The sequence below is a fragment of the Caulobacter sp. GW821-FHT12A07 genome (genome assembly GCF_058807655.1).
This window is the reverse complement of sequence record NZ_JBXAQX010000007.1, coordinates 263,522-279,102: the sequence shown is the minus strand read 5'-3', so window position 1 is coordinate 279,102 and position 15,581 is coordinate 263,522. Positions and strand designations below refer to the sequence as shown.

The 15,581-nt window shown below is 69.1% G+C and carries 18 protein-coding genes; 7 read left to right on the top strand and 11 right to left on the bottom strand.

Translation table 11 applies throughout. The annotated features are described in order from the left end of the window. Positions 1-11: 11 nt before the first annotated feature. The 3 genes from acpS to pyrE are packed head-to-tail and all read right to left on the bottom strand — an operon-like array spanning position 12 to position 1,755. Positions 12-413 carry a holo-ACP synthase gene (gene acpS, locus AC1RRS_RS16600; protein ID WP_492856073.1) on the bottom strand — a complete coding sequence of 134 codons (402 nt, stop codon included), beginning with the start codon at positions 411-413 and terminating at the stop codon, positions 12-14. Then, the gene (locus tag AC1RRS_RS16595; protein WP_492856072.1) at positions 410-1,165 is read right to left on the bottom strand and encodes a pyridoxine 5'-phosphate synthase; all 756 of its coding nucleotides are present in this window, start codon (positions 1,163-1,165) and stop codon (positions 410-412) included. The genes acpS and AC1RRS_RS16595 overlap by 4 nt, the downstream gene beginning before the upstream one ends. Positions 1,166-1,170: 5 nt before the next feature. Further along, a complete protein-coding gene (pyrE, locus tag AC1RRS_RS16590) occupies positions 1,171-1,755 on the bottom strand; it encodes an orotate phosphoribosyltransferase (RefSeq protein WP_492856071.1) in 585 nt (194 codons plus the stop codon). Positions 1,756-1,822: 67 nt separating this feature from the next. Here pyrE and AC1RRS_RS16585 point away from each other — a divergent pair, with 67 nt between their 5' ends. Beyond that, the gene (locus AC1RRS_RS16585; protein WP_492856070.1) at positions 1,823-2,233 is read left to right on the top strand and encodes an NUDIX domain-containing protein; all 411 of its coding nucleotides are present in this window, start codon (positions 1,823-1,825) and stop codon (positions 2,231-2,233) included. Between the two features lie 77 nt (positions 2,234-2,310). Continuing rightward, the gene (locus AC1RRS_RS16580; RefSeq protein WP_492856069.1) at positions 2,311-2,766 is read left to right on the top strand and encodes a carboxymuconolactone decarboxylase family protein; all 456 of its coding nucleotides are present in this window, start codon (positions 2,311-2,313) and stop codon (positions 2,764-2,766) included. A 21-nt stretch (positions 2,767-2,787) separates the two neighbouring features. Here the strand turns inward: AC1RRS_RS16580 and AC1RRS_RS16575 are convergent, their stop codons facing one another. Both AC1RRS_RS16575 and rpoZ read right to left on the bottom strand, forming a co-directional pair. Next, positions 2,788-5,043 (bottom strand): RelA/SpoT family protein, encoded by a 2,256-nt coding sequence (locus AC1RRS_RS16575; protein ID WP_492856068.1) that lies wholly within the window; start codon positions 5,041-5,043, stop codon positions 2,788-2,790. Positions 5,044-5,123: 80 nt separating this feature from the next. Further along, complete coding sequence (rpoZ, locus tag AC1RRS_RS16570; RefSeq protein WP_058350513.1) at positions 5,124-5,483, bottom strand: DNA-directed RNA polymerase subunit omega; 360 nt, start codon at positions 5,481-5,483, stop codon at positions 5,124-5,126. Between the two features lie 229 nt (positions 5,484-5,712). On the opposite strand from rpoZ, the gene AC1RRS_RS16565 reads away from it, so the two are divergent. After that, positions 5,713-6,327 carry a sulfotransferase family 2 domain-containing protein gene (locus AC1RRS_RS16565; RefSeq protein ID WP_492856067.1) on the top strand — a complete coding sequence of 205 codons (615 nt, stop codon included), beginning with the start codon at positions 5,713-5,715 and terminating at the stop codon, positions 6,325-6,327. A 41-nt stretch (positions 6,328-6,368) separates the two neighbouring features. Here AC1RRS_RS16565 and folK read toward each other — a convergent pair whose 3' ends face one another. Continuing rightward, on the bottom strand, positions 6,369-6,896 hold the full coding sequence (gene folK, locus AC1RRS_RS16560; RefSeq protein ID WP_492856066.1) for a 2-amino-4-hydroxy-6-hydroxymethyldihydropteridine diphosphokinase: 528 nt from the start codon (positions 6,894-6,896) through the stop codon (positions 6,369-6,371). Positions 6,897-6,906: 10 nt separating this feature from the next. On the opposite strand from folK, the gene AC1RRS_RS16555 reads away from it, so the two are divergent. Together AC1RRS_RS16555 and AC1RRS_RS16550 are read left to right on the top strand one after the other, a co-directional pair. Next, positions 6,907-7,509: a LabA-like NYN domain-containing protein gene (locus tag AC1RRS_RS16555; protein ID WP_110121965.1), complete on the top strand. Its 603-nt coding sequence runs from the start codon at positions 6,907-6,909 to the stop codon at positions 7,507-7,509. Positions 7,510-7,521: 12 nt separating this feature from the next. Further along, complete coding sequence (locus AC1RRS_RS16550) at positions 7,522-8,196, top strand: uracil-DNA glycosylase (protein WP_492856065.1); 675 nt, start codon at positions 7,522-7,524, stop codon at positions 8,194-8,196. Here the strand turns inward: AC1RRS_RS16550 and AC1RRS_RS16545 are convergent. The 5 genes from AC1RRS_RS16545 to glpK all read right to left on the bottom strand — a co-directional run bounded on the left by AC1RRS_RS16545 (position 8,193) and on the right by glpK (position 13,937). Then, positions 8,193-9,212: a hypothetical protein gene (locus AC1RRS_RS16545; RefSeq protein WP_492856064.1), complete on the bottom strand. Its 1,020-nt coding sequence runs from the start codon at positions 9,210-9,212 to the stop codon at positions 8,193-8,195. The genes AC1RRS_RS16550 and AC1RRS_RS16545 overlap by 4 nt on opposite strands. A 122-nt stretch (positions 9,213-9,334) precedes the next feature. Beyond that, the gene (locus AC1RRS_RS16540) at positions 9,335-10,177 is read right to left on the bottom strand and encodes an alpha/beta hydrolase (RefSeq protein ID WP_492856063.1); all 843 of its coding nucleotides are present in this window, start codon (positions 10,175-10,177) and stop codon (positions 9,335-9,337) included. Continuing rightward, entirely contained in the window at positions 10,177-11,280 is a 1,104-nt protein-coding gene (locus AC1RRS_RS16535; RefSeq protein WP_492856062.1) for a Gfo/Idh/MocA family protein, read from the bottom strand. Before AC1RRS_RS16535 ends, AC1RRS_RS16540 begins: the two co-directional genes overlap by 1 nt. A 22-nt stretch (positions 11,281-11,302) precedes the next feature. After that, positions 11,303-12,262: an SMP-30/gluconolactonase/LRE family protein gene (locus AC1RRS_RS16530; protein ID WP_492856061.1), complete on the bottom strand. Its 960-nt coding sequence runs from the start codon at positions 12,260-12,262 to the stop codon at positions 11,303-11,305. Between the two features lie 181 nt (positions 12,263-12,443). Continuing rightward, the gene (gene glpK / locus AC1RRS_RS16525) at positions 12,444-13,937 is read right to left on the bottom strand and encodes a glycerol kinase GlpK (protein ID WP_492856060.1); all 1,494 of its coding nucleotides are present in this window, start codon (positions 13,935-13,937) and stop codon (positions 12,444-12,446) included. 143 nt (positions 13,938-14,080) lie between these two features. Here glpK and AC1RRS_RS16520 point away from each other — a divergent pair, with 143 nt between their 5' ends. Both AC1RRS_RS16520 and AC1RRS_RS16515 read left to right on the top strand, forming a co-directional pair. Further along, a complete protein-coding gene (locus AC1RRS_RS16520) occupies positions 14,081-15,202 on the top strand; it encodes a DUF2336 domain-containing protein (protein ID WP_110121971.1) in 1,122 nt (373 codons plus the stop codon). 5 nt (positions 15,203-15,207) lie between these two features. Next, a complete protein-coding gene (locus AC1RRS_RS16515; RefSeq protein ID WP_492856059.1) occupies positions 15,208-15,525 on the top strand; it encodes a hypothetical protein in 318 nt (105 codons plus the stop codon). Positions 15,526-15,581 lie beyond the last annotated feature (56 nt).

The window sequence follows — 15,581 nt, the reverse complement described above, 5'->3', positions numbered from 1 at the left end:
GCCGCGCGCCGTCAGGACGCCGGCAGAGCCTCGATGATCACGAAGGCCTGGGCGTAGGGGTGGTCGTCGGTCAGCGACAGGTGGATCACCGGGACCATGCCCTCCGGCACCAGCTGCGCCAGCTTGGCCGCCGCCCCGCCGGTCAGGGCCATGGTCGGCTTGCCCGACGGCAGGTTGACCACGCCCATGTCGGCTAGGTGCACGCCCTGCTTCAGACCGGTGCCGAGGGCCTTGGAGCAGGCCTCCTTGGCGGCGAAGCGCTTGGCGTAGCTGGAGGCGCGGTCGGGCTTGCGCTCGGACCGCTTGCGCTCGATCTCGGTGAAGACCTTGTTCGTAAAGCGCTCGCCGAAGCGTTCGAGGGATTTCTCGATCCGGCGGATGTCGCTGAGGTCCGAGCCGATCCCGATGATCACGCCGCGGCCTCCAGCCTTGCGGCGTCCATCAAGGTCCGCATGCGCAGTATGGCCTGCGGCAGGCCGACGAAGATCGCCTCGCCGATCAGGAAGTGGCCGATGTTCAGCTCGACGATCTGCGGGATGGCTGCGATCGGCTTGACCGTGGCGTAGTCGATGCCGTGGCCGGCGTGGACCTCCAGCCCCAGCGAGGCGGCCAGGGCAGCGCCCGCTTTCAGGCGTTCCAGGATGGCGGCGGCCCGCTCGGTCTCGCCGGCGCGGGCGGCGTCGCAATAGGCGCCGGTGTGCAGCTCCACGACCTGGGCGCCGGCGTCGGCGGAAGCCTGGATCTGGGCGGGGTCGGGCTCGATGAACAGCGAGACCCGCGCGCCGACGGTGCGCAGCCGGCCGGTGGCGTCGGCGATGCGGTTGGCGCCCTTGACCACGTCGAGACCGCCTTCGGTGGTCACCTCCTCGCGCCGCTCGGGCACCAGGCAGGCGGCGTGCGGCCGGGCGCCGATCGCGATGCCGACCATCTCGTCGGTGACCGCCATCTCGAAGTTCAGCGGCTTGCCGCGCTTGAGACAGAGGTCGGTCAGCACGACGATGTCGGCGTCGCTGATGTGGCGGCGGTCCTCGCGCAGGTGCGCGGTGATGCCGTCGGCGCCCGCCGCGAGCGCCAGCTCGGCGGCCCGCACCGGTTCCGGATAGCTCGACCCGCGCGCATTGCGGATCGTGGCCACGTGGTCGATGTTGACGCCGAGCCGCAGCATGGGGCTCAGCCCTTCAGCCGGCGGCTGCCCGGATCCTCGATCGGGATCGCGGCCAGTTCGGGCGGCAGGGCGTCGGCGGGATAGGCCGGCACGTCCAGGCTGGCCAGGGCGATCAGCGGCACGCCGACATCGACCTTGCCGCCCGAGCGGTCGACGATGCAGGCCGCGGCCACCACGTCGCCGCCGGCGTCCTTGATCGCCTGGATGCATTCGCGCGACGACAGGCCGGTGGTGACGATGTCCTCGACCATCACGACCTTCTGGCCCGGCTCCAGGTGGAAGCCGCGGCGGAACTTGAAGCCGCCGCCCTCGCGCTCGACATAGATCGACGGCACGTTCAGGTGGCGGGCGGTCTCGTAGCCGGGGATGATGCCGCCGACGGCCGGCGACACGGCGACGTCCACATGGCCCACCGTGGCGACGATCTTGTCGGCCAGGGCCTTGCAGAGGCGCTCGCAGCGCTCGGGCCGCATGAACACCAGGTTCTTCTGCAGGAAGACCGGGCTGTGCAGGCCGCTGGACAGCACGAAGTGGCCTTCGCGCAGGGCGCCGGCGGCGCGGAATTCTTCGAGGACGTCGTCGTTGGTCATGAGCCGTGGATATAAGGCCAGCGCGGCGAGTCTACAAACCATCGACGAAGGGGCGTAGGACAGCGCCATGAGCGACTCCCCTCTCCGCCCCCGCGTCGGCTGCGGCGCGGCCATTCTCGACGCCCAGGGCCGCATCCTGCTGGTCCGACGCCGCCGCGAGCCCGAGGCCGGCCATTGGGGCCAGCCGGGCGGCAAGCTCGACTGGGGCGAGCCCGGCCGCGCCTGCGCCGAGCGCGAGATCCGCGAGGAGCTGGGGATCGAGGTCGTCGCCGGCCCGGTGCTGGCCGTCACCGACATGATCACCGCCGACAGCCACTGGCTGGCCGTCACCTATCGCGCCGACGGCTGCGTGGGCGAACCGGCGATCCAGGAGCCCGACGCCATCGCCGACTGGGGCTGGTTCGCCCTCGACGCCCTGCCCTCGCCCCTGACCCAGGCGACGCGGGACGCGGCGGCGGCGCTGCACGGCTCGACCTGAAATTATTTCGCGAGCCGCGTCACATGCGCGGCCTTCACCTCGTCATGACGGCGCAACCCTCTCAAAGGAGACCCGCCATGACCGCCAAGCTCGATCCCTTCGCCGTCGCTCCCGCCGTGATGAAGTCGTGGTTCGCCGCCTCGACCGCCATCGCCGCCAGCCTGGAGCCCAGCCTGGTCGAACTGGTCAAGATCCGCGCCTCGCAGATCAACGCCTGCGCCAACTGCATCAACATGCACACGGCCGAAGCCCGCGCCCAGGGCGAGACCGAGCAGCGCATCTACCTGCTGTCGGCCTGGCGCGAGGCCCCCTGCTACACGCCCCGCGAACGCGCCGCCCTGGCCTGGACCGAGGCCCTGACGCGCCTGTCCGAAGGCCACGCCCAGGAAGCCGCCCACGCCGATCTCGCGGCTCAGTTCAGCGATGAAGAGCAGGTCAAGCTGACCCTGATGATCAACGTCATCAACGGCTGGAACCGCCTGGCCGTGGGCTTTGGTCTCTGGATCGAGCAGCCGGTGAAGGCGGCCGCCTGACGCGCGGCGACGGACGCGGGGTCAGCCCCGCGTCCGGTCCACCGTCTCGACCGACGGGCAGGTGCGCAGCGCCGCCGAGATGTTGGTCAGGTGCTTGGCGTCGCGCACCTCGACGTCGATGTCGGTGTCGAAGAAGTCGCTCTGCCGGTGGTGCATGCGCAGATTGACGATGTTGCCGCCCGCCTCGCCGATGATCGTGCAGACCTGCCCCAGCACGCCCGGCGCATTGCCGATGGTGGCGTGCAGGCGGGCCAGCGAGACGGTGTCGCGCTCGGCTTCCGGCGTCCAGTTGAGGTCGCGCCAGAGGTCCTCGCGCTCCTCGAACTCGGCCAGCTTCGGGCAGTCGATGGTGTGGACGTCGAGGCCCTCACCGTCTTCCCGCAGGATGCCGACGATGCGGTCGCCCGGCACCGGGCTGCAGCAGTGGGCGAAGTGCAGCGAGACGCCGGGCGTCAGCCCACCGCCGCGCACATAGAGCCGCGCGCCCTTGCCGCCCTCGATCTTGCGACGGGCCGTGGCCGCCTCGCGCTCGGCGTCCTTCATGCCGGGGAACGCCGTCTCCAGCACCTGGCTCGGCGTCACCCGCCCGCGGCCGACGGCGTCGAACAGGCTCTCCTCGCTCTCCAGCACGAACCGTTCGAGGATCGGCCGCAGCGACACGTCCTTCAGGCTCTTGCCGGCGCGCTCGAAGATCTGCTCCACCGAGGCCCGGCCCAGGCGCAGGAACTCTTCCTTCTCGGTCTGGCGGATATGGCGGCGGATGGCGGAACGCGCCCGGCCGGTCACCGTCAACGAGCGCCAGTCCGGCGGCACCACGGGCTTGGAGCCCCGGATCACCTCGACCACGTCGCCGTTGGTCAGGATGGTGCGCAGCGGTTTCAGCTCGCCGTTGATCTTCACGCCGATGCAGGTGTCGCCGACGCTGGTGTGGACGGCATAGGCGAAGTCCAGCGGCATCGCGCCCCGCGGCAGGCTGACCAGCTTGCCCTTGGGGGTGAAGACGAACACCTGGTCGAGGAACATCTCGAGCTTGGCGTGCTCGACCAGTTCCTCGCTGTCGCCGCCGTGCTCCAGCACTTGGACCAGCTGGCGCAGGTTGGCCAGCGGATCGCGGCCGCCAGCGGCTTCCATGCCTTCCAGGTCGAGGCCGTAGGAGGCGTCCTTGTAGCGGAAGTGAGCGGCCACGCCCTCTTCGTTCACCCGGTCCATCGACTCGGTGCGGATCTGCATCTCGATGCGCATGCCGCGCGGGCCGACCACCGTCGTGTGCAGCGAACGGTAGTTGTTGCGCTTGGGCGTCGAGATGAAGTCCTTGAAGCGGTCGGGCACGCTGGACCAGGCGCGATGGACGACGCCGAGCGCGCGGTAGCAGTCTTCCTCGCTGTCGACGATCACGCGGAAGGCGTAGATGTCCGACATCTGCGAGAAGCCGATCGATTTGCGCTGCAGCTTGCGCCAGATCGAATAGGGCGCCTTTTCGCGACCGAAGACGCGGGCCGGCAAGCCGGCCGACTCCAGGCGGGCCTGGATCTCCTGGCTGACCAGCTGGACCGCCCCGCCCTGCTCTTCGCGCAGCTTTTCCAGCCGGCGGACGATGGCGTCGCGGGCGACCGGGTTGGTGTGCTGGAAGGAAAGCTCCTCCAGCTCCGTACAAATCCGGTGGCAGCCGATGTTGCGGGCCAGGGGCGCGTAGATGTCGCGCGTCTCGCGGGCGATGCGCTCGCGCTTGGCCTGGGCCTTGATGAAGTGCAGCGTCCGCATGTTGTGCAGACGGTCGGCCAGCTTGACCAGCAGGACGCGGACGTCCTTGGAGATGGCCAGGATGAACTTGCGCAGGTTCTCGGCCTGGCGGGTGTGCTCGGCCTGGAGTTCCAGCTTGGAAAGCTTGGTGACGCCTTCGACCAGCTCGGCGATCTCCTCGCCGAACAGCTTGCCGATCTCCTCCTTGGTGACCGGGGTGTCCTCGATCACGTCGTGCAGCAGCGCCGTGACGATGGTCGCGGTGTCGAGCCGGTACTCGGTGAGGATGCCCGCCACCTCGATCGGGTGGGCGTAGTAGGGATCGCCGCTGGCGCGCGTCTGGCTGCCGTGCATGCGCATGGCGAAGACGTAGGCGCGGTTGAGCAGGGCCTCGTCGGCCGTCGGGTCGTAGGCGTGGACCCGCTCGATCAACTCGTACTGGCGAAGGAACTTGCGCGGCTTGGGGGCCGGCGGAGCCTCGACCGTCGGTTCGACGACGGGCTCAGACGAAGACGCGCCCGATTCCCCTCCAAGCAAAGGAAAGAATTCGGGCGCGCGTTCGGGCGTAGCGGCGGCGGGCGCCGCTTCAATGATCAGAGGGTCTGCGCCGTCGGGGCTCAGTACCGCTCCTCCTGACCGCCGTCGCGGTCGCTTTGCAGCGCGCGAACGAGTTCCAGTTCGCTCATCTGCATGTGGGTCGGATCGGCCAGCAGGGCGAGGGTTTCGGCCTCTTCCTCGGCTTCCGAGTGCTCGTCGACGCGCTGCAGCGTGGTGATCAGGTGCTCCTTGAGCCCCTCGTGATCGATCACGTCGTCAGCGATCTCGCGCAGGGCGACGACCGGGTTCTTGTCGTTGTCGCGATCGACCATGAGGGCCGCACCGGCCGAGATGCCGCGGGCGCGGTGCGCCGACAGCAGGACGAGCGCGAAGCGGTTCGGAACCTTCTCGACGCAATCTTCGACGGTGACGCGGGCCATGAATTCCTCGGGCTGAGCGTTGGCTCTTGCAAAATAGGGCTCCGTGCGGCGTCACGCAACGCCGCTTCGGCTGTAACCCAGCTTTCGCGAGGCGGCGTGTATGCCTCCTCCCCGGCGCAAAGTCCAGTCGCAACAACGGTCACGATCGGGAAGTCGCTTCGATACAGGGGCGCGACAAGGTCCAGAATCCCGAAAATCGGCCGCAACAGCGTTCGCCGACCCTGTCGCCATGATCATTTCGCACCGCCACCGCTTCATCTTCATCAAGACCCGCAAGACCGCCGGCACCAGCATCGAGGCCTATCTGTCGAGCCTGTGCGGCCCGGAAGACGTCGTCACCCCCGTCCATCCGCCCGAACCCGGCCACCAGCCGCGCAACGCCGCCGGCTTCACCAACCACATGTCGGCGGCCCAGGTCGCCGCCAAGGTTCCCGACCTCTGGCGCGACTACTTCACCTTCTGCGTGGAGCGGAATCCGTGGGACAAGACGCTGTCGCACTACTTCATGAAGCGGAACTCGGCCTCCCATGGCGGCGATCGCGAGCTTTGCCTGGACCGCTACCTGGCCGCCGGCGACTACGCCCTGAACCTGCCGCTCTACGCCAGCCGCCTTTCCGGCAAGCCCCTGGTCGACCGCGTGCTGCGCTACGAGCGCCTCGACCGCGAACTGGGCGACGTGTTCGAGAAACTGGGCGTGCCGTGGTCGGGCCGCCTGCCGGTGAAGGCCAAGAGCGGCTGGCGTCCGGATCGGCGCTCCTACCGCGAGGTGCTCAGCCTGCGCCAGGCCGTGCGGATCGAGAAGATCTTCGCGCGGGAGATCCGACTGCACGGCTATGCGTGGTGATCTGTACCTCTCCCCGTAAAATCCCCGCTTTCGTGGGGATTTTACGGATTGGGGGACGGCCGCGCGTCAGCCCCCACCGTCGCCTCCGCCGCCAATTCAACCGCACTTCGCCCCAGCACCGGGTGAACCCACCCGGGCGCCACCTCCGCCAGCGGCCCCATGACGAACAGCCGCTCATGGGCGCGCGGATGCGGCAGGACAAGGTTTCCTTCCGTCACCGTCCGGCCGTGGGCGATCAAATCAAGGTCCAGCGTGCGGGCGGCGTTGCGCTCGGCCCGGGCGCGACCGAACTCGGCTTCGATGCGATGCAGGGCCGCCAAGGCCTTGGCGGGCGAAAGATCGGTTTCCACCAGTGCCACGCCGTTCAGATAGGCCGGCCCGGTCGGATCGGGCCAGGCGGCCGAGGTCCACCAGCCCGAACGGGCGACCACCGCCATGCCCTCGCCGGCCAGCGCCGAAACCGCCGCTTCCAACAAGGCCTCGCGACTCGTATAGGCTCCAGGCAGATTGCAGCCGAGGGCGACGACCACGGCCGCGTCCAGACCATTTCGATCAAGCCGATATTTCAAGGATTTACCCGTGACCTTCTATCCGACCGAGCGGTTGGCGCTGTTCATCGACGGGGCCAATCTCTATTCCGCCGCCAAGGCGCTGGGCTTCGACATCGACTACCGCAAGCTCCTCGACGAATTCAAGAAGCGCGGCCTGCTGGTGCGGGCCTACTACTACACCGCCATCGCCGAGAACGACGACTATTCGCCGATCCGCCCGCTGGTCGACTGGCTCGACTACAACGGCTTCACCCTGGTGACCAAGCCGGCCCGCGAATACACCGACAGCCAGGGTCGCAAGCGCTGGCGCGGCGACATGGACATCGAGATCGCGGTGGACATGATGCAGATGGCCGACACGGTCGACCACCTGGTGCTGTTCTCGGGCGACGGCGACTTCCGCGCCCTGGTCGAGGCCGTACAGCGCAAGGGCCGCCGCGTCACCGTGGTCTCCACGATGAAGAGCCAGCCGCCTATGACCAGCGACGACCTGCGCCGCCAGGCCGACAACTTCGTCGACCTCAACGACCTGGGCAACATCATCGGCCGCCCGCAACGCGCGCCGCAACAGCGCTACACCACCGCCGACGCCCGCACCCCGGCCGAACGCGAAGCCGACGACGAATACTGAGACTTAAAGGCCATGCAGCACTCCAACATCGTCGGCGAGGTCGTCCCCTCCCCGGCCGAGCCGCCCCGCGACTGCCCGCTGTGCCCGCGCCTCGTGGCCTATCGCCGCGAGAACGAGGCGCTCTATCCGGACTATTTCAACGGCCCGGCCCCGTCGTTCGGCGACAAGGACGCGCGCCTGCTGGTCGTGGGCCTGGCGCCCGGCCGCAAGGGCGCCAACCGCACCGGCCGCCCCTTCACCGGCGACTACGCCGGGACCCTGCTCTACGACACCCTGCTCAAGTACGGCTTCGCCACCGGCAAGTTCGAGGCGCGCATCGACGACTCGCTGAAGCTGGTCGGCTGCGCGGTGACCAACGCCGTCCGCTGCGCCCCGCCCGGCAACAAGCCCGAGACCTCCGAGGAGAACACCTGCCGTCCCTTCCTGAAGGCGCGGCTGGACATGTTCCCCAACCTCAAGGCCATCGTCACGCTGGGCGACGTCTCTCGCCGCAATGTGCTGAAGACCCTGGGCCTGAAGGCCTCGGCCGGCATCCCCGGCCACGGCTCGGAGTTCCAAGCCGGCCCCTACCGCATCTTCAACAGCTATCACTGCTCGCGGCTCAATACGAACACCGGACGCCTGACGACGCCGATGTTCGAGGAGCTGTTCGCGCGGGTGAGAGCCTATGTGGACGCGGCCGACTAGGCCTTGGCCCTGATGCGGTCGAGGGTCAGGGCGCCGTCGGCGTCGAGCCGGACCTCCGCGACGTATCGGTCATCCTGCAATCGGAAGCGCATGGCGCCGTCCTGCTCCACCACGCCGCCGCGGAGCTGAACGGTTTCCAGCAGGACCGCCACGGCTTTGGCCAAGGCCCGCCCCGCCTCGACGATCGTGGCCGCGTTCGCCTGCGCCTGGAAGGCGACGATCTCACGCGCCCCGAGGGATAACCGGCCAAAGCCCAGGGTCCTGCCCGAGAGGATCCAGTTGCGAAGCGCCAGGGCGACCGTGACCTGATCCTTCGGACCGACGATCAGCGGCCCTTCGAGTCGCTCGAACAGCCAGGGCCGCAGCGTCGCCAACGCATCCTCGACCAGGGCGACGCGCGCTTCGGAGTTCGACGCCGTCTGCCCTGCCCGCACCACCAGACCGACATAGATCTCGACATGGTCGGCGAACTCCACCGTCGAACAGGCCTTGCCCAGGGCGAACAGCGCCGCCTCCCGGGCGGTGGTCCGGCCAGCGCGCCGCACCGTCTCGACCAGTCCAAGGATCGCGGCCTGGCCCTGGCTGTCCATGAACTGGAACACCGAAGCGTCGCCGACGCCGAGCTCGGACAGCAGGGCCCGGCCCGTCCAATAGTCCGCCAGGGTCAGCAGGCCGGTCTTCGTCAGCACCTTGCGCGCCTTGGCCAGGTCGGGTTCCGACCCGGTCTGTTCGGCGGCGATCAGGACCTTCAGGTCGGCGGCGCTGATCTGCATCAGCTTCAGCGGGCTGACCGCAAGGCCGAGCCCAGGCAGCACGATCTGACCGACGCCATGAAGACCCGACTGGAGATCCGCGATCAGTCCGCTCTCGTCCACATAGTCGAACCGCCGCGCGCCGGGGCTGATCGCCCACTCCAGCCAGGCCGCGCCCGAGGGAATGAGCGAAAGGATCAATTGCGTCGTCGCGGAAAGGTCTTCCTGGCGCCGCACCGGGCGGCCCGACAAGGTCACGGTCATCGTCACGCACTCCAGACACTGAAATCGCCGCGCGTACGATCCGCGCCGCACCTGGAGCGAGCCGTCCCCAAGACGCCCTCCCCTAGCGGCGGCGACCTTCACACCCTTGGATTGACCGGAACTTAAGGTCGCGTCGTCCAGCCGTTGTCGCTCAGCCAGTCGCGCAGCCGCTCGGGCCAGGCCTTGATCGCGGCCTTGTCGGTGCGGAAGCCCATGTTGAAGGCGTGACCGCCGCTCTGGAACAGGTGGAACTCGACCGGAACCTTGGCGGCCCGGAACTTGGCCAGCAGCTCCACCGGCGGGGCCGAGCAGCACTCGTCGTCGTCGGCCGCCAGGATGAAGGCGGGCGGCGCATCGGCCGGGATCTTGTCGGGAATGCCGGCGGGACCCGGATAGATCAGCACCTGGAAGTCGGGCCGGCCGCTGACGGCGTCGACCGCATCGACCTTCTGGTCCTTGGCGGTCGAACCGTAGACGGCTAGGTCCACGACCTCGCCGCCGCCCGAAAAGCCCATCAGGCCGATCTTCTTCGGGTCCACCCCGAACTCGGCGGCGCGCGAGCGCACCAGCCGCACGGCCCGCACCGCGTCCTGGCGGGCGTGGTCGATCGTGTAGGGCGAGCCTTCCTCCTGGCTGAGGCGATACTTCAGCACGAACACCGCCACGCCCATCGGGTTCAGTACCTTGGCGACGTCGGTCCCTTCCGGATGGATGACCAGCATCTTGTGGCCGCCGCCCGGCAGGACGATCACCGCCGCGCCGGTGGCCTTGTCGGCCGGCGGCAGATAGGCCGTCACCGACGGGTCGTTGATCGACTTGGCCCAATATTCGGCCGCCTGTTCGGGGATGGCCTTGCGGGCCTCGAAGCCCGGCGCGCCGTTGGGCCACAAGGCCACGCGCTGCTGAGCGCAGGCCAGGCTCGGCAGGGCGAGCGCAATGGTCGCGGCGAGGATCAGGCGGCGCATCACAGCTTCACCGTCCGGCCTTCGCGGGCCGCCTGGTAGATGGCTTCGATGATCCGCAGGTCTTTCAGCCCCTCCTCGCCCGGCACGATCGGATCGCGGCCGGTGAGGATGCATTCCGACAGGTGGTCCAGCTGGCCGGCGAACTGGCTCTTCTTAGTCGCCGGCGGCGTGCGGGGCCTGGCCTGGCCGTCGAGATTGGCCCGCATGGTCTGGCCCTCGTAGCTGGTCGCCGGATCGATCTCGACCCAGCCCTTGGGACCCGACACCCGATAGCGGTTGCAGTTGGCGCTGTAGGTCGAGACGCAGTTGGCCGTGGCCCCGGACGGGAACAGCAGCTGGAAGTTGATGGTGTCCTCCACCTCGGCGAACACCGCGTTGGAGCGGTCGGTCGATTCCATGGCGTTGACCGCGATCGGCTCCTCACCGGTCAGGTAGCGGGCGGCGTTGAGGCTGTAGATGCCGATGTCCATCAGACTGCCGCCGCCCGACAGTGCCTTCTTGACCCGCCACATGGTCGGGTCACTTGCCGTCCAGCCGTGGTCGGCGACGATGGTCCGCACGGGGCCCAGCGCCCCGCCACGCGACAGGGCGATGGCGTCCAGATTGTGCGGCTCGAAGCGGCTGCGATAGCCGATCATCAGCTTGCGGCCGGCGGCCTTGCAGGCGGCGATCATCGCCTCGCAGTCGGCGGCCGAGGTCGCCATAGGCTTTTCGCACATCACGTGCTTGCCAGCCTTGGCCGCCCGCTCGGTGAACGGCCGGTGCAGGCTGTTGGGGGTGATCACATAGACGATGTCGACCGCCGGATTGTCGGCGATGCGATCGAAGGTCTCATAGGAATAGCGGCCGCTTTCCGGGATCCCGTACTGTGCGCCGTACTTGGCCAGCTTGTCCGGCGAGCCGCTGACCAGGGCGACCAGCTTGGAATGCTCGCACTCGGAAAAGCGCGGCATGATGATCTGGGTGGCGTAGTAGCCCAGGCCCAGCACCGCATAGCCCAGCTTTCGGCCCTCGGCTTTAGCCTGGGCCAGGGCGGCGGCCGGCGCGGAGGCGGCCATGGCGCCGACGGCGAGGCCGGCCTGCAGGAACGTGCGCTTGTTCATCACCTCGCCCTTCCCTTCTTCGCTACCAGACCAGGCCGGTCGTCTTCAGCCGCACCCGCGCCAGGGTCTTGTCGGCGGTCAGGAACAGGGTCCGCCCGTCCTCGCCGAAGGCGCAGTTGGCGATCGGGCCGCCGGTCTCGATGACGCCGATCAGCTCGCCCGCCGGCGTGATCACCAGCACCCCGCCCGGGCCCGTGGCGTAGAGGCGGCCCTCGGTGTCCAGGCACATGCCGTCGGGCAGGCCCGGACCGCCGGCCTTGTGCAGGGCGGCGGCGTCAAAGAACACCTTGCGCGAGGTCGGCAGGCCGTCGGCGCCCAGGTCGTAGACCATGATCACCGGCCCTTCCGGATCGGAGACCGCCACATACAGGCGCTTCTCGTCGGGGCTGAGCGCCACGCCGTTCGGGAAGGTCAGCTTGTCGTCGACCACCGCCAGCGAACCCTCGGCGCGCAGCAGGTAGACACCATTGAAGGAGAGTTCCTTGGCCGGCGAGGCGTCGAGGCCTTCCAGGCCGTAGGGCGGATCGGTGAAGTAGATCGCGCCGGACTTGGCCACGGCCAGGTCGTTGGGACTGTTGAAGCGCTTGCCCTGATAGCGGTCGACGACGACCGACTTGGCCTTGGTCTTCAAGTCGAGCTTGGTGATCGCCCGATAGCCGTGATTGCAGACGAGGAGGTCGCCCTTGGCGTCCAGCGCCATGCCGTTCGAACCCGGCTCGCGGAAGATCTTGGTCGGCGGGCCGTCATAGCCGGACGGCGACAGGAAGACGCTTTTGCCGTCCTTCCGGCTCCAGCGGTACATGATGTTGGCCGGCACGTCGGAGAAGACGAGGTACTGGCCGTCCTTCACCCAGACCGGCCCCTCTGACCAGACGAAGCCGTCGGCCAGGATCTCGATCTTCGCATCGGGCGCGACCACGGCGTCGAGGGCGGGCGACAGGCGGCGGATGGCGCCCACGGTCGGGGCGGCTTGAGCGGACATGGAAAGGCCTCCGGCGGCGAGTGCGGCGCCGGCTCCGAGAGCCAGCGTGACGGTGCGGCGCGTCGCGGTCATGCGTGAGGCCTCCCTTATGCGGTTATTGCTTTTGACAGCGATGTCATAGCAATGCCCGCCCAGGTTGGCGAGACGCTTGTCGACACGTCTTGAGATTTGCGGCGCTCCCTCAGGAACGCACGCGCGGCACGCAGTCCAGCCAGCGGGCATAGGCCGCCTCGCGGGCATGGACGGCCATGGCGGGCTTCAGATCCTCGGCCGCCGGGCGCGCCTTGGCGGCCGTCTCCACCGAATCGTAGACCCCCGCCCCCAGCCCGGCGAACAGGGCCGCGCCCAAGGCCGTGGTCTCCTGGTAGCTGGCCCGCGCCACCGGCAGGCCGGTCAGGTCGGCCAGGCGTTGGCTGAACCAGGCGCTCTTGGACATGCCGCCGTCGATGCGCAACTGGGCCTCGCCGAGAAAGGCGTCGGGGGCGTCGGCGCGCATGGCCTCGATCAGGTCGCGGCTCTGCAGGGCGCAGGCGTCGTAGGTCGCCGAAGCGATCTCGGGCAGGCCGGCGTCGCGGGTCAGGCCGAAGATCGCGCCCCGCGCCTTGGCGTCCCACCAGGGCGCGCCGAGGCCGGTGAAGGCCGGCACGACGACGACCCCATGGTCGGCCTTGGCCGAGCGGGCCAGGGCCTCGGCCGAGCGCGGACCGCCGGTGATCCCCAGCCCCTCGCCCAGCCATTGGATCGCCGCGCCGGCCACGAAGATCGAGCCTTCCAGCGCATAGGTCGCCTGGCCGTTCACCCGCGCCGCCACCGTCGTCAGCAGCCGAGAGGCCGAGACCGGCCGCGTCGTCCCGGTGTTGATCAGCATGAAGCAACCGGTGCCGTAGGTGGCCTTCATCTCGCCCGGCCGGATGCAGCCCTGCCCCATCAGCGCCGCCTGCTGATCGCCGGCCACGCCGCGGATCGGCAGCGGCCGGCCCAGCACCTGGGCCCCGACCTCGCCGAAGTCGGCGGCGCAGTCCAACACCTGCGGCAGCAGCGAGCGCGGCACGCCGAACAGGTCGAGCATCGGCTGCGACCAGTCCTGGGCCTGGATGTCGAACAGCAGGGTGCGCGAAGCGTTGGTGGCGTCGGTGACGTGCCGAACGCCGCCCGTCAGCTTCCAGATGACCCACGTATCCATCGTCCCGGCCAGCAGTTGCCCTGCCTCGGCCTTGGCCCGCGCCCCGGGCACGTTGTCGAGCAGCCAGGCGATCTTGGTGGCCGAGAAATAGGGGTCGAGCAGCAGGCCGGTGACCGCCGTGACCTCGGCCTCCTTGCCGTCCTTGCGCAGCTTCTCGCAGGCCTCGGCCGTGCGGCGATCCTGCCAGACAATGGCCGGATGGATCGGCCGGCCGGTGGTCTTGTCCCAGACCACCACCGTCTCGCGCTGATTGGTGATTCCCAGCGCCACGACCGCGTCGAGGTCGGCGCCGGACTTCTCGACCGCCTCGCGGATCACGGCGACGCAGGCGGCGGCGATCTCGTCGGCGTCGTGCTCGACCCAGCCGTCCTTGGGGTAGCTCTGGCGCAGCGGACGCCCGGCCTCGGCCACGGCGGCCCCTTCGCTGTCGAACAGGATCGCCCGCGTGCTCGTGGTGCCCTGGTCCAGCGCCAGGATCAGTGCTCGCCCCATACGCGTTTCCTCTTTCAAGACGCCCGCTTCACCTGCGACAGAGCGCCGCTATTCTCTCGGTTCCGTGGCTTGACCTGTTTAAGCATGTTTTCATCTGGAAACACCAAGGTGCCCATAGTCTCGTTTGGCGCCCGAGGAGGGTCGTGAGCCAAGCCGTACAGACCGCCGAACTTCTAGCCCTGGCCCGCAGCCGCGAGCCGGAAGATCGCGAACGGCTGCTCTCCGGGGTGATCGATCTCTGCGAGACCGGCGAGGCCCAGGGCAAGCCCGCCGCGCCCGAAATCCAGATCCTGCTCGATTCGATCTTCATGACCCTGGTGGTCGAGGCCGAGCGCGACATCCGCCAGCGCCTGGCCGAACGCCTGGCTGACGCGGCCTGGGCCCCGTCGGCCCTGGTCAACATCCTGGCCCTCGACGAGATCGAGATCGCCCGCCCGATCATCGCCCGCAGCCCCGTGCTGCAGGACCACGACCTGATCCGCCTGCTGGTCCAGGCCACGCTGGAGCACCAGATCGAGGTCGCCCGCCGTCCGGGCCTGCGCGCGCCGGTGGTCGAGGCCATCCTCTCGCAGGCCGAGCCTGCCGTGCTGACCGCCCTGGCCGGCAACACCACCGCCCAGCTCAGCCAGGACGCCATGGGCCGCCTGGTCGGCCACGCCAAGGACGTGGTGGCCCTGCGCTCGCCCCTGGTCCGCCATCCAGGCCTGTCGCCTCTGCTGGCCGAGCAGCTCTATCTGTGGGTCGGCCGCGCCCTGCGCGACTCCCTGGCCGAGCGTTTCGAGCTCGACCCGGTCAAGCTGCGCGCCGCCGTCGACGAGGCCACCCACGCCGCGCATCTTGGCCTGCAGCCCACCGCCGTCGGCGCCCTGTCCGTCGAGGACGAGGCCGACCGCGAGGAGATGGAAGCGGCCCTGGTCGAGAAGCTCGACTCCGCCGGCCAGCTGCGCCCCGGCTACCTGCTGCGCGTGCTGCGCGAAGGCCGCCTGCCCCTCTTCGTCTTCGCCATGGCGCGCCTTGGCCGCTTCGACGTGCGCCAGGTGCGCCGCGCCATCGACAGCAACCGTCCCGAACTGCTGGCCCTGGCCTGCTCGGCCGTCGGCATCGATCGCAGCGTCTTCCCGACCATCCTGGAGCACGTGCGCCAGCTGAACGGCGGCCGTCCCGGCGGCGGCGCGGAAGCCGCCCGCAAGGCCAGCGGCGCCTTCGGCCCGTTCCGCCCGGACATCGCCGCCATGGCCTTCCGCCAGGCCGTCAGCGCCGCCTGACCTCGGTGCGCCTCCCCAGCCCCGCTTCGCTCGGACACGACGACCGGTACGGCTGGACGCTTCATTTCTGGGGCGAAGCCTGCGACTTCACTACGCCGTTTCGTCCCTGGCTGGACGAAATCGCGCGTCGGCTCGGCGGCGCGCTGTGCCTGCCCGCCTGGGTTCCCGACGAGGACTTCGTCGAAGGCTCCCTGACCGTCGATGGGGAGACCATCGCTGTCTACTACGAATTCAGCCTGGGCTATCTGTCGCTCGCCCACCCCGGCAGAGGGACGATGAACACCATCCGCCGGCGCCTGGCGCAGCCCGCCAACGTCGCCTGACGAAGGCTTCCCCGCCTGTTGTTTGACAAGCGCCGGGCGATCCCGCCACTTGGGCC

What these genes read in the sequence shown, in the direction of transcription:
- AC1RRS_RS16550 (WP_492856065.1), top strand. Translation starts at nt 7,522, where the DNA reads ATGCAGCACTCCAACATCGTCGGCGAGGTCGTCCCCTCCCCGGCCGAG.
- AC1RRS_RS16565 (WP_492856067.1), top strand. Translation starts at nt 5,713, where the DNA reads ATGATCATTTCGCACCGCCACCGCTTCATCTTCATCAAGACCCGCAAG.
- pyrE (WP_492856071.1), bottom strand. Translation starts at nt 1,755, where the DNA reads ATGACCAACGACGACGTCCTCGAAGAATTCCGCGCCGCCGGCGCCCTG.
- AC1RRS_RS16585 (WP_492856070.1), top strand. Translation starts at nt 1,823, where the DNA reads ATGAGCGACTCCCCTCTCCGCCCCCGCGTCGGCTGCGGCGCGGCCATT.
- glpK (WP_492856060.1), bottom strand. Translation starts at nt 13,937, where the DNA reads ATGGGGCGAGCACTGATCCTGGCGCTGGACCAGGGCACCACGAGCACG.
- AC1RRS_RS16580 (WP_492856069.1), top strand. Translation starts at nt 2,311, where the DNA reads ATGACCGCCAAGCTCGATCCCTTCGCCGTCGCTCCCGCCGTGATGAAG.
- AC1RRS_RS16540 (WP_492856063.1), bottom strand. Translation starts at nt 10,177, where the DNA reads ATGCGCCGCCTGATCCTCGCCGCGACCATTGCGCTCGCCCTGCCGAGC.
- rpoZ (WP_058350513.1), bottom strand. Translation starts at nt 5,483, where the DNA reads ATGGCCCGCGTCACCGTCGAAGATTGCGTCGAGAAGGTTCCGAACCGC.
- AC1RRS_RS16535 (WP_492856062.1), bottom strand. Translation starts at nt 11,280, where the DNA reads ATGAACAAGCGCACGTTCCTGCAGGCCGGCCTCGCCGTCGGCGCCATG.
- AC1RRS_RS16595 (WP_492856072.1), bottom strand. Translation starts at nt 1,165, where the DNA reads ATGCTGCGGCTCGGCGTCAACATCGACCACGTGGCCACGATCCGCAAT.
- AC1RRS_RS16545 (WP_492856064.1), bottom strand. Translation starts at nt 9,212, where the DNA reads ATGACCGTGACCTTGTCGGGCCGCCCGGTGCGGCGCCAGGAAGACCTT.
- AC1RRS_RS16530 (WP_492856061.1), bottom strand. Translation starts at nt 12,262, where the DNA reads ATGTCCGCTCAAGCCGCCCCGACCGTGGGCGCCATCCGCCGCCTGTCG.